The organism is Sinomonas sp. B1-1, from assembly GCF_050474465.1.
GTDB lineage: Bacteria > Actinomycetota > Actinomycetes > Actinomycetales > Micrococcaceae > Sinomonas > Sinomonas flava.
In genome coordinates, this window is sequence record NZ_JBCHVF010000007.1 from 1 (window position 1) to 11,395 (window position 11,395).

General features: G+C 70.9%; 11 protein-coding genes. 4 read left to right on the plus strand and 7 right to left on the minus strand.

Translation table 11 applies throughout. From position 1 onward, the window contains the following. The 5 genes from ACQ5BE_RS11315 to ACQ5BE_RS11335 all read right to left on the minus strand — a co-directional run. The coding region (locus ACQ5BE_RS11315) for an aldehyde dehydrogenase family protein (protein WP_430297124.1) at positions 1-469 on the minus strand (469 nt) is incomplete at its 3' end. Between the two features lie 44 nt (positions 470-513). Further along, positions 514-2,463: a 3D-(3,5/4)-trihydroxycyclohexane-1,2-dione acylhydrolase (decyclizing) gene (iolD, locus tag ACQ5BE_RS11320; RefSeq protein WP_430297250.1), complete on the minus strand. Its 1,950-nt coding sequence runs from the start codon at positions 2,461-2,463 to the stop codon at positions 514-516. 14 nt (positions 2,464-2,477) lie between these two features. After that, on the minus strand, positions 2,478-3,467 hold the full coding sequence (locus tag ACQ5BE_RS11325) for a Cgl0159 family (beta/alpha)8-fold protein (RefSeq protein WP_430297125.1): 990 nt from the start codon (positions 3,465-3,467) through the stop codon (positions 2,478-2,480). Continuing rightward, positions 3,464-4,468: a 5-dehydro-2-deoxygluconokinase gene (gene iolC / locus ACQ5BE_RS11330; RefSeq protein WP_430297126.1), complete on the minus strand. Its 1,005-nt coding sequence runs from the start codon at positions 4,466-4,468 to the stop codon at positions 3,464-3,466. Before iolC ends, ACQ5BE_RS11325 begins: the two co-directional genes overlap by 4 nt. A 141-nt stretch (positions 4,469-4,609) precedes the next feature. After that, positions 4,610-5,014 (minus strand): tautomerase family protein, encoded by a 405-nt coding sequence (locus ACQ5BE_RS11335; RefSeq protein ID WP_430297127.1) that lies wholly within the window; start codon positions 5,012-5,014, stop codon positions 4,610-4,612. Between the two features lie 187 nt (positions 5,015-5,201). Here ACQ5BE_RS11335 and ACQ5BE_RS11340 point away from each other — a divergent pair, with 187 nt between their 5' ends. The 3 genes from ACQ5BE_RS11340 to ACQ5BE_RS11350 all read left to right on the plus strand — a co-directional run bounded on the left by ACQ5BE_RS11340 (position 5,202) and on the right by ACQ5BE_RS11350 (position 8,369). Next, on the plus strand, positions 5,202-6,437 hold the full coding sequence (locus ACQ5BE_RS11340) for a CynX/NimT family MFS transporter (RefSeq protein WP_430297128.1): 1,236 nt from the start codon (positions 5,202-5,204) through the stop codon (positions 6,435-6,437). An 89-nt stretch (positions 6,438-6,526) separates the two neighbouring features. Continuing rightward, the gene (locus ACQ5BE_RS11345; protein ID WP_430297129.1) at positions 6,527-7,279 is read left to right on the plus strand and encodes a flavodoxin family protein; all 753 of its coding nucleotides are present in this window, start codon (positions 6,527-6,529) and stop codon (positions 7,277-7,279) included. Positions 7,280-7,355: 76 nt separating this feature from the next. Further along, positions 7,356-8,369: a DMT family transporter gene (locus tag ACQ5BE_RS11350; protein ID WP_430297130.1), complete on the plus strand. Its 1,014-nt coding sequence runs from the start codon at positions 7,356-7,358 to the stop codon at positions 8,367-8,369. Between the two features lie 79 nt (positions 8,370-8,448). On the opposite strand, the gene ACQ5BE_RS11355 is transcribed toward ACQ5BE_RS11350, so the two are convergent. Next, the gene (locus ACQ5BE_RS11355) at positions 8,449-8,766 is read right to left on the minus strand and encodes a hypothetical protein (RefSeq protein ID WP_208711769.1); all 318 of its coding nucleotides are present in this window, start codon (positions 8,764-8,766) and stop codon (positions 8,449-8,451) included. A gap of 140 nt (positions 8,767-8,906) precedes the next feature. On the opposite strand from ACQ5BE_RS11355, the gene ACQ5BE_RS11360 reads away from it, so the two are divergent. Beyond that, entirely contained in the window at positions 8,907-10,340 is a 1,434-nt protein-coding gene (locus tag ACQ5BE_RS11360; protein ID WP_430297131.1) for a GntR family transcriptional regulator, read from the plus strand. Between the two features lie 187 nt (positions 10,341-10,527). Here ACQ5BE_RS11360 and purU read toward each other — a convergent pair whose 3' ends face one another. Further along, entirely contained in the window at positions 10,528-11,394 is an 867-nt protein-coding gene (purU, locus tag ACQ5BE_RS11365) for a formyltetrahydrofolate deformylase (protein ID WP_430297132.1), read from the minus strand. Position 11,395: the final 1 nt, after the last annotated feature.

An 11,395-nucleotide genomic window follows, 5' to 3' on the forward strand; every position in this document is an offset into this window, starting at 1 on the left:
CCATGACGGGGAAGTTGAACGGGGTGATCCCGGCCACGACCCCGACGGGCTGGCGGTAGGAGAACACGTCGATGCCGGTGGAGGCCTGGTCGGAGTAGGCGCCCTTGAGCAGCTGCGGGATCCCGCAGGCGAACTCGATCACCTCCAGGCCGCGCCCGATCTCGCCCCTGGCATCGGAGAGGACCTTGCCGTGCTCGGCCGTGACCAGCTGTGCGAGGTCGTCCACATGGGAGGCGACGAGCTCGCGGAACCGGAACAGCACCGCGGTCCGCTTGGCCAGGGAGGTCTCCCCCCACGCCTCGGCGGCCTTGCGCGCGTTCGCGACCGCGGTCTCCAGATCCTGCCGGTCGGCCAGGCGCAGCTCCCCGGTCTGCTCACCCGTGGCCGGATTGAACACCGGCTGCGTCCGCTCCCCGACACCGTTGGACTCCTCACCATTGAGGAAATGCGGAATGGTCTTGATGCTCATATCTCGTGTACTCCTGATGGGCTTTCGCGGTTCGTTCTGAGGGATCAGCCGAGGAACGGCCGCTGACGGGACTTGTGGTCGATGTAGGTGGCGAAGGCCCGCTTGGTGGACTCGAGCTCGGAGGCGCCGGAGACGGGAACGTCCCACCAGGACTCGGAGCTCGGGGCGTCCACGAGCGGATCGGACTCGATGTGGATCACGATCGGGCCCGAGCCCTCCGGCGCGGCCTTGGCCTTGCCGATGGCGGCCTCGAGGTCGGCGATGGCGTCAGGCCCCGGCTCGATCCGGTACACCGTCACGCCGAGGCTCTCGGCGTTCGTGGCGAGGTCGATCGGGAGCTTCTCGCCGTCGTCGAACGTGTGGTGCTGCCGGTCCAGCGTGCGGTACTTGGTGCCGAAGCGCTGCGAGCCGAGCTGCTCCGAGAGTGCGCCGATCGAGGCGTAGCCGTGGTTCTGGATGAGCACGGTGATGAGCTTGATGCCCTCCGCGACCGCCGTGACGAGCTCCGTGTGCATCATGAGGTAGGAGCCGTCGCCGACCATCACGACGACGTCGCGCGGCGCGTCCCCGCCGCCCTGGCCACGCGTCGCCTCGTCGAGGGCCGCGCGCTTGACCCCGAGGCCGCCGGGGATCTCGTAGCCCATGCAGGAGAAGGCATACTCGACGTGGTAGCCGAACGGGTCGCGGATGCGCCACATCTTGTGCAGGTCGCCGGGGAGGGAACCGGCGGCGCAGATCACGACGTCGCGCGGGTCCATCGCGCGGTTGACCGCGCCGATGATGGCGTTCTGGGACACGAGGGGCTGGTGGTCCTGGGCAAACGCGGCGTCCACCGTGTCGTCCCAGCGGGCCTTCTCGTCGGCGACCACGCGCTCGAGCTCCGCGCCGACGCGGTAGCCGCCCAGCGCCGTCGTGAGCGCCGCGAGGGCCTTGCGCGCGTCGGCGACGATCGGCAGCGAGGTGCCGTGCTTGTAGGCGTCGATGGGGGCGACGTTGATGTTCACGAACCGAACGTCCGGGTCCTGGAACGCGGTGCGCGAGGCCGTGGTGAAGTCCTCGTAGCGCGTGCCGATGCCGATGACGAGGTCCGCATCGCGCACGACGGCGTTCGCGGCCGTGGTGCCCGTGGAACCGACCGCTCCGAGCGCCTGGGGGTGGTCCCAGGCGAGGGAGCCGACCCCGGCCTGCGTCCACCCGACCGGGATGCCGGTGGTCTCGGCGAACGCGCGGAGCTGGTCCGTGGCGAAGGCGTAGAGGACGCCGCCGCCGGCGATGATGACCGGGCGCTTCGCGGCGCGGATGCGGCGGGCGGCCTCGGCGATGTCCTCGGACTCGGGCTCGGGGCGGCGGATGCGCCACTCGCGCTCGGCGAGGAACTCCTCGGGGACGTCGAAGACCTCGGCCTGGACGTCCTGCGGGAGGGCGATCGTCACGGCTCCGGTCTCGGCCGGGTCGGTGAGGACGCGCAGGCCGTGCAGGAGCGCGGAGACGAGCTGCTCGGGCCGGTTGACGCGGTCGAAGTACTTCGAGAGCGGTCGGAACGCGTCGTTGACGGTGAGGTCGTAGCCGTGGGGCTGCTCGAGCTGCTGCAGGACCGGGTCCGCCGCGCGGGTCGCGAAGGTGTCGCTCGGCAGGAGCAGCGCGGGGAGGCGGTTCGCCGTCGCGAGGGCCGCGCCGGTGAGCAGGTTCGAGGAGCCCGGGCCGATCGACGTCGAGACCGCGAAGGTCTGGCGGCGGCGCGTGTGGCGGGCGTAGCCGACGGCCTGGTGGACCTGCGCCTGCTCGTTGCGGCCCTGGTAGTACGGCATCAGCGTGGGGTCGACGACCTGCCACTGCTTGAGCGCCTGGCCCACTCCGGCCACGTTGCCGTGCCCGAAGATGCCGAACATGCCCGGGATGAGCCGCTCGCGGTAGGCGCCACCGTCAGGGCCGCCCACCGAGTCCACCGTGTACTGGCGGCCGAGGAACTCGACGAGGGCCTGGGCGACCGTCATCGTGCGGGTGGATGTCACTTCGATGCCTCCATTGGCTTGGCCGCCGCAGCGGGGGTGATCTCTTCGGTGCGCAGCAGCGATGCCGCGGATGCGACGGCGCCGGCCACGTCGCCGTCGGCCGGGTACAGGAGGGTGCGCCCCACCGTGAGTCCCTGCACGCCGGGGAGGGCGAGCGCCCGGCCCCACGAGGCGAAGACCTCGTCCTGGTGGCCGGCCGGGTCGCCGCCGAGGAGCACGGTCGGCATGGTCGTCGCCGCCATGACGCGCTCCATGTCCTGCACCACCGGCAGCTTCATCCAGGTGTACGCGCTCGTGGAGCCCAGGCCGGAGGCAATCGCGATGGACTTGATGACGGCCTCTGTGGAGAGGTCGTTCTTGACCTTGCCATCGACCCAGCTCGAGAGGAAGGGCTCGACCATCGCGATGAGGCCGTGGGCCGCGAGCGAGTCCACGGCCTTGGCCGTGTTCTCGAGGATCGACGCCGTGGCGGGGTCGCCGAGCGCGATCCGGGTGAGCATCTTGCCGCCGTCGGCTCCGAGGGCCGCGAGCGCCTCGGCGGTGTGGCCCGTGAAGCGGTCGTCGAGCTCGTTGACGAACCCCGCGAGGCCTCCTCGGTTCATCGAGCCGAAGACGAGCTTGCCCTCGAGCGCCCCGAGCAGGAGCAGGTCGTCCATGATGTCCGGGCTCGCGAGCACGCCGTCGACGGCCGGGTTCGCGAGGGCGATCTGGAGGCGGTCGAGGAGCTCCCGCCGGTCGGCCATGGCCTCGGGCTGGCCCTGCGCCGCGAGCGCCCCGCGGGCCGGGTGGTCGGCCGCGACGATGAAGTTCTGCTTCCCGAGGACGGCGCCCGGGTGGCGGCGGCGGGAGGCCGCCGCGCGGGCCACCGCCTGCGGGTCCTCGAGCCGGATCTTGGTGAGGTGCTCGTAGCGGCGCGGGTCGTCGTCGTGCGGGTTGGCGAGGGCAGCCGACGGGGACCCGGCGGCGGTGGCGGAGGCGGCGGTCACTGGGCCACCGCCTCGGGGACGAGGCGGCCGCGCTCGGCCAGCAGCGCGGTGACTTCCTCCGGCGTCGGCATCGCGTCGGAGCAGGCGAGGCGGGAGGCGACGATCGCCCCCGAGGCGTTGGCGTAGTCGAGGACCTGGGCGAGCGGCCATCCGGCCAGGAGGCCGTGGCAGAACGCGCCGCCGAACGAGTCGCCGGCGCCGAGTCCGTTGAGGGTCTCGACCGGGACAGGGGCGGAGACGACGCGCTCGGTGCGGGTCTTGGCCATGACGCCCTCAGGACCGAGCTTGACGACGGCGATCTCGACGCCCGCAGCGAGGAGGCGGTCCGCCTGCTCGTCCGGGGTGCCGTGGCCGACGGCGACCGCGCACTCCTCCTCGTTGCCGATCGCGACTGTGACGTGGGGCAGGACCTTGGCGACCTGCTCGCGGGCGGCCTCCTCGGAATCCCAGAACATCGGGCGGTAGTCCAGGTCGAGGACGGTGAACTGGCCCGCTGTGCCGGTGGCCTCTGCGAGGCCGGCGCGCGGCCGGGCCTCGTGCGCGGCGATGTGCGCGGACCGGCTGGGCTCCTGGCACAGGCCCGTGACCGTGGACCAGAAGATGCGCGCATCCCTGATGGCGTCGAGGTCGAGCTCGTCGGCCCGGATCTGCAGGTCCGGGGCGGTGGGGAATCTGCCGTAGAAGTAGAGCGGGAAATCATGCGTGGCGGGCATGATCGCGCAGAACGTCGCCGGAGTCTGGAGGCCCGCAACCGGGGTCACGAAGCGGTCGTCGACGCCGAACTTGGCGAGCTCGCGATGGAGGTACTCGCCGAAGGGGTCGTCGCCCGTGCGGGTGACGACGGCGGTGGCGCGCCCATGGCGCGCAGCTGCGACGGCGACGTTCGACGGCGAACCGCCCAGGTACTTGCCGAAGCTCGTCACGTCCGCCAGGCCGACGCCGATGTCGTTGGGGTAGATGTCGACGCTGATGCGCCCCATCGTGAGAACGTCGTAGGTCACTACTGCGTGCCTTTCCTCGGGAGCCCGGTGACCCGGGCCGGCTTCGCTGCCTGTGGCGGCGGCCACAGGTCCACTCTGCTACAGAATTAATGTCCTGTCAAAGGTTTGTACTGACAAGTTGCCATTGTTGATCCAGCGGCGTCAGCGCGCGGGGACGGCCAGTTCCCCGGTCACGTACTGTGCCCGGCCGAAGCCGAAGGACCAGTCCCCGGCGGTGTTCTCGACGTACCCGATGAACACGTCCTCGCCCGGCACGCCCGCCTCGCCGAGATTCTGGGCGATCGCCTCGAACAGGCCCTCCTTGGCCTCCTGCGCCCGGCCGCCCTGGGTGAAGATCTGGATCATCACGACCCCGGAGGTCCGGTCGAAGCCGAGCCCGGCGTCCTGCGCCACGATCTGGCCCGGGGCATGCTCGGTGATGATGTGGAAGTAGTCGCGCTCGGGGATCCGGTACTCGGCGAGGACCGCGTCGTGGATGGCCCGGCTGATGGCTGCGAGCTCCTCGGGGCTGCGGCCTGCGGCGACGTCGATGCGGATGAGGGGCATGCGCTGGGATCCTTTGCTAGCAATTTGTCCTGACATAACGACAATATACTGAATCGGCTCTCCCTGCAATACTTTGTCCTGACAAATGATGAGGCGCCTCCTCCCGGCCGTGAGAGAGTGGGAACGCCGCCCGGAACCGCATTCGACGTGGGAGCCCGCCGGCCATCCCCCGTCGAAAGGACTCCCCGTGACCAGCCGGATGAGCCGCGCCGCGGCGCTGGCCCTGCTCGCCGTCGGCCTCGTCTCGCTCAACGCCCGCGCGCCGCTCGTCGCGCTCGGCCCGGTGCTGGCGGACATCCAGAGCGGCACCGGCCTAGGGGCCGCCGTCGTCGGGCTCCTCACCGCGATTCCCGTCCTGTGCTTCGGGCTCATTACGCCGGCGGCGGCCTGGTTCATCGGCCGGATCGGGATCAACCATGCACTCCTGTACTTCTTCGGCGGCCTCGCGGCGGGCATCCTGCTGCGCTCGTACGGCGGGGCGGACGGAGCACTTGCGGGAACAGTGGCGATCGGAGCCGCGATGACCATCGTCAACGTCGCCACTCCCCTGCTCGTGGGCCGCGACTTCCCGCACCGTGCGGCGCTCATGACGGGGCTCACGACGGCGGCGGTCAACGTGGGCACGACCCTCGCCTCGGCGCTCACAGCGCCCCTCGCAGCTGTGGTCGGATGGCAGGCCTCGCTCGCCTCCTGGCTCGCGGTGACAGCCGTCGCGGCAGGCGCCTGGCTGTTCGTCTTCCCGCCCGGCAAGGACGGGCCGCGGTGGTCGGACGCAGACTTCCCCGGCCCGCTCGCCCGGGCGGCCGCGCGCCGTCGTGCGCACGCCGCACCCACGCCGACGGTCCCGCGGGCGCAGGTGAGCCCGGCGAACAGGCGCATGATGTGGCTCTTCACCGTCACGTTCGGGATGCACAATCTGGGCTACTACGCCGTCACGCTGTGGTTCCCCACGTTCCTGGTCGAGACCCGGGGCATGACGCCGCCCGAGGCCGGCCTCGCCGCGAGCCTGTTCCAGGTGCTCGCCATCGCAGGACCGCTGCTCGTCCCGGGACTCGCGCACGCGTTCTCCTGGGGCCCGACCCGGCTCTTCGCCCTCGTCGCCGCGTGCTGGGTGGCCCTTCCGGCGGGCCTGCTCGCGGCGCCGGGCGCCTGGCTGGTCTGGGCCGTCCTCGGCGGCATCGCCCAGGGCGGGACATTCACGGTCGTGTTCACGGTGGTGATCCAGCGGGCCCGCACGCTCGACGAGAACCGCCGCATGACCGCCCTCATCCAGACCGTCGGCTACGCCGTCGCCTCGTCGGGCCCGATCGTGATGGGCGGCCTGCGTGCCTGGGCGGGCGGCTGGACCGCGCCGCTCGCCCTCATCCTCGGCGCCGTCCTCGTCATGGCTGCCAGCGGCTTCGCGGCGATCCGCACGCGCTGACACACGACGCCGCCCCTCCCCTCCTGCCCCCGGCGCGCCTAGCATCGTGTGGACGAGAGCGGGAACGGCCCACAACGGAAGGAGCCGCCATGCTGCCGGAGTCAGTGCGGGCGTTCATCGACGCCGAGGTCGCGGCGAGCACCACGGACTTCTCAGACCTGAGGGCGGTGTACATCAACGGCACGCTCAAGCCCAGCCCCGAGCAGAGCCATACCGACGGCCTCATAGCGGTCAGCAGGCGGGTGGTCGAGGGCGTGGGCACCCGCGTGGACGAGATCCGGACGGTGGACCACGACATCCCGCCGGGGGTCTACCCCGACATGCGCGAGCACGGCTGGCCCACGGACGCCTTCCCGGAGCTCTACCACTCCCTCATCGAGCCCGCGGACATCGTCGTGCTCGCCACCCCGACGTGGCTCGGCGACCAGTCCTCGGTCACCCGGCTGATGGTCGAGCGGCTGTACGGCTACTCCGGCGAGGCCAACGAGAAGGGGCAGTGGGCCTACTACGGCAAGGTGGGCGGCGTCATCGTGACCGGCAACGAGGACGGCGGCAAGCACTGCGCCTCGCAGCTGCTCTACGCGCTGAGCCACATCGGCTTCACGATCCCTCCGCAGGCGGACGCCTACTGGAACGGGGAGGCAGGCCCGGGCCCGTCGTACCTCGACGACAACCGGGGCGCGCAGAACCACTGGACCACCCGGAACGCGGTGTTCGCGGCGTGGAACATGCTGCACACGGCCCGGCGCCTCAAGGATGCCGGCGGCATCCCGGCCCACGGCAACGTGATCTCGAACTGGGACCTGTCCAACAAGGACCACCCCAACCCCGAGTACCGCTGACGCACCCGGGCGCCCGGGCACCCGGGCGCGCGTTCGCGCGATGGCGGCGGGGGCGGCATCGGCGCACACTGTCCCCATGGACACCGCCGAACCCGCGGAGACCTCTGGGCCCCTGGACAGCGGCCACAGCGCACGCCGCGGCGGCGTGCTGACCGCCCTGGTCTTCACCGGCGCGGTGGTCGTCACGGGAGGCAACGCCGTGGCGATCCGCGTCAGCAACCGGGAGCTCGATCCCCTCTTCGGGGCGGCAGCACGGTTCGCCGCCGCAGCACTCGTGTTCGTGGTCATCATGGCCCTCAGCGGCAAGGCCTGGCCGCGCGGTCGGCAGCTTGCCGGGGCCCTCCTGTACGGGCTGCTCAACTTCGGGCTCGCCTACGGATTCATCTACGAGGGACTGCGCACCGTCCACGCGGGCCTCGCCCAGATCATCCTCGCTTCGGTGCCCCTGGCCACGATCCTCCTCGCCGCAGCCTTCGGGCTCGAGGTCTTCAGCTGGCGCCGGGTGCTCGGCACCGTCGTCGCGCTCGGGGGGATCGCCGTCGTCAGTGGGATCGGCACAGGCGGCGCGCCCCAGTTCTCGATCCCCGGCGTGGTCGCGATCACCGCGGCCGCGGTGTCGGTCGGCGCGGGAGCCGTCGTCGTCAAGCGGTTCCCGCCCCTGCCGATCGCCGCCCTCAATGCCATCGGCATGGCGGTCGGTGCCGGCCTCCTCGCCATCGCCTCCGTGGCAAGCGGCGAGCGCTGGGCGGTTCCTGCCGCTCCCTCGACATGGGTGGCCCTCGGCTTCCTGGTCGTGTCGACGGTGGCGATCTTCGCGGCATTCCTGTTCGTCCTGCGGCGATGGAGCGCCTCCGCGACGTCGTACCAGTTCCTGCTGATCCCGATCCCCGCCGTCGTGCTGTCCGCCCTCATCGACGCCGAGCCCCTCACCCCGGGCCTGGCGGTCGGCGGCCTGCTCGTCCTCGCGGGCAGCTGGGCGGGAATGCGGCCGGGGAAGGGCCGCTCCACAGGGCGTCAGACGAAGTCTGCGACGATGATCTCCACGTCCAGCCGGCGGATGAGCCGTTCGCGCTCCTCCTCGAGGACCTGATCCGGCAGCGGCGCCGCGCCGTGGGCGCGGGGCGGGACCGGGTTTCCGAGGCCGTGCGGAGCCCGCGGGATGCGGCGCTTCACCGCAGTCCCCCGATCGGGAACGGGCGGGAGTCCCGCATCGGGCCGAGCCCCTCGCGGGCCAGGTCGTGGAGCATCTGGTGGTAGCTGGACAGCGCGAGCGGCGGCATCTGGTGGAGGTCCGCGATCGTGGCCTGCGGGCGGTCCACTCGGTAGAGGGCGAGGATCGCCTGGTCCTCCTGGGCGTCGTCGAGGGCCCGGTACGGACCGACGGGACGATCGGCAGTGAGTGCTTGGGCGTAGCGGCCCAGTCGGTCATCCGGAGTTCCGTGACCGGCGCGGCTCCACACATGGACGACTTCGTTGACATCCACCATGGCCCCCGCCTCCTTCGGTCCTTCTCTGTGGCGGTCGGTCCGGGACGTCGATCCCTTTCCGCTGATATTTAAACTCTAAACCTGTGAGATCACATGTCAAGAGTTATACTGAAGACATTCCGCGGGAGGAGGATGGGATCATGACCAGCTGGAGGGAACAGCTCGCGTTCGCCCCTTTGGAGACCGGCGAGCGCGGCGAGGAGATCGGGCGCCGGATCCGCCACGCCATCGAGCTGGGAGTCCTCGAGGACGGGGCCCAGCTGCCGAGCGAGAACGACCTGGCCGCAATGATGCGCGTCTCGACGCAGACACTGCGGACCGCGCTTGCCGAACTGCGCCATCTGGGTCTCGTGGAGACCCGCCGCGGGCGCGGCGGTGGGAGCTTCGTCAAGGCGAACACCGGCGAGCTCGCCCGGGCGCGGCGGGAAACGCTCGCCGCCTACACGCTGGACGACCTGCGCGACATCCGCGAGTACCGCGCCGTCCTGGCCGGTTCGGCGGCGGCAGCGGCAGCGGCGAGGCCGCAGCAGATCTCGGTGGCGCGTCTGGCCTCGCTCGGCGCCATGGTCGAATCGGCCGCCGAGCCCGCCGGCATGGCCCGGGCGGACAGCAGGTTCCACCTCGAATTGGCGGCAGCGTCACGCTCCGTGCGCCTCACGCGCCAGGAGATGGCGCTCCAGGCCGAGGTCGGGCCGCTGATCTGGACGAGCGCCGCGGGCAGCGGCGTCCGGGCCGCCCAGGAGCATGCCGCCATCGTCGAGGCGATCCGGCTCGGCCAGCCCGCCGAGGCACGCGTGCGCGCGGAAGAGCATGTCCGGCACGAGATGAACGCCCTCATCGACCTGCGCATGTCCATGGACGGTTCGGCACCGATGGCCCCGCGGCAGCGCCGTGCCGAGAGCGCCGAGTCCGAGGCGGTCGCCGGCATCGAGTCGTTGGCCGTCGAGATCGAGAAGCGCGCCGTCGCCGCGATCCGCGCTGTCGACAACGCCGTCCTGGCGGCCCTCGACGCCGCGCCGGACAAGGGGCTCGCCGCCCTCGAAGCCATCTACGACGTGACCCTGGACTCCCTGGTCGCGGCCCGTCCGGTGCTCTACGGGGTAGGCTTCCTCGCCGATGCGGCCTACTTCGGCGACACGGGAATCGTGTGGTCCTATGTGCCCGTTGGCCGGCCGGCCCCCGAGCGGCTGGAGATGGACCTCCAGTACTACGACTACTCGAGCTCCCCATGGTGGCCCAAGGATGAGAAGGGCGCGGTGCAGGCGAGCTACTCGTACGTCGACGCGCTCGGCTCCAACGCGTACCTCGTCACGTTCAGCAAGCGGGTGGTGAAGGACGGCAGGTCGGTCGGCGTGGCAGCGGCCGACATCCTGGTCTCCCGCATCCAGGAGGAGTTCGCGCCCTTCCTCGAAGCGCTGCCGGCCGGCTCGTGCATCGTGGACCAGATGGACGTCGTCATCGCCACCAACTCGGGCAGCCTCGTCGGCGACATCTTCTCCCCCGACGGCGGCGTGGCGCGGACCGTCCCGCTCCCTGCCGTCCCCTGGCGCCTGCACGTGGCCGCGGCCGAATGACCCGGCCGCTCACCTGAGCACGTCTGGCCGCTCACCTAAGCACGTCTGGCGGGTCACCTGAGCACGTCTGGCGGGTCACCTAAGCACGTCTGGGGGTCACCTCCTGATGGTCAATGTCGTGACAAAGACCAACAGGAGGTGACCCCCAGAAGGTGACCCCTAGAGGGAGGGGAGGAGGAGCGGGCTGCTAGCGCAGCACCACCGTGCGGTTGCCGTTGAGGATCACGCGTCCCTCGCAGTGCCAGCGCACCGCATTGGAGAGCGCCTTGCACTCGGCGTCGCGGCCCACGGCCACGAGGTCCTCGGGCGAGTGGGTGTGGTCCACCTCGATGACCTGCTGGGCGATGATCGGCCCCTCGTCGAGCTCGGCGTTGACGTAGTGCGCCGTGGCGCCGACCGTCTTGACCCCCCGCTCCCACGCCTGGTGGTAGGGCTTGGCGCCCTTGAACGACGGCAGGAACGAGTGGTGGATGTTGATCACCCGTCCGGACATCTTCGTCGCGAGCTGGTCGGACAGGACCTGCATGTAGCGGGCCAGGACCACGAGCTCCACGCCGTACCCGTCCACGAGCGTCAGGAGCTTCGCCTCGGCCTCGGGCTTGTTCTCCTTCGTGACGGGGATGTGGTGGTACGGGATGCCGTGCCACTCGACGAGGCCGCGGTGGTCCTCGTGGTTCGACACGACAGCCACGATCTCCACCGGCAGCTCCCCGACCCGGGCCCGGAACAGGAGGTCGTTCAGGCAGTGCCCGAACTTGGAGACCATGAGCAGGACGCGGGTCTTCTCCCCTGCCGGCCGCAGCGTCCACTCCATGCCGAACTTCGAGGAGACCGGCGCGAACTCCTCCCGGAGGCGGTCGGCGGCGTCGGCACTCCCCTGCTCGTCACCCGGGGCCTCGAAGTGCACCCGCATGTAGAAGTGGCCGCCGCGGCGGTCGCCGAACTGCTTGATGTCGATGATGTCGCACCCGCGTTCGGCCAGGAACCCGGAGACCGCGTACACGATCCCCGGCCCCTCGGCACAGTCCAGCGTCAGGACGTATTCGGTAGTCATG

Coding starts and splice junctions, on each gene's coding strand:
- iolD (WP_430297250.1), bottom strand. CDS start 2,463: ATGACGGTCGCCCAGGCCCTCGTCGAGTTCCTCGGCCGCCAGTACACG.
- ACQ5BE_RS11335 (WP_430297127.1), bottom strand. CDS start 5,014: ATGCCCCTCATCCGCATCGACGTCGCCGCAGGCCGCAGCCCCGAGGAG.
- ACQ5BE_RS11345 (WP_430297129.1), top strand. CDS start 6,527: ATGCTGCCGGAGTCAGTGCGGGCGTTCATCGACGCCGAGGTCGCGGCG.
- ACQ5BE_RS11350 (WP_430297130.1), top strand. CDS start 7,356: ATGGACACCGCCGAACCCGCGGAGACCTCTGGGCCCCTGGACAGCGGC.
- ACQ5BE_RS11355 (WP_208711769.1), bottom strand. CDS start 8,766: ATGGTGGATGTCAACGAAGTCGTCCATGTGTGGAGCCGCGCCGGTCAC.
- ACQ5BE_RS11360 (WP_430297131.1), top strand. CDS start 8,907: ATGACCAGCTGGAGGGAACAGCTCGCGTTCGCCCCTTTGGAGACCGGC.
- purU (WP_430297132.1), bottom strand. CDS start 11,394: ATGACTACCGAATACGTCCTGACGCTGGACTGTGCCGAGGGGCCGGGG.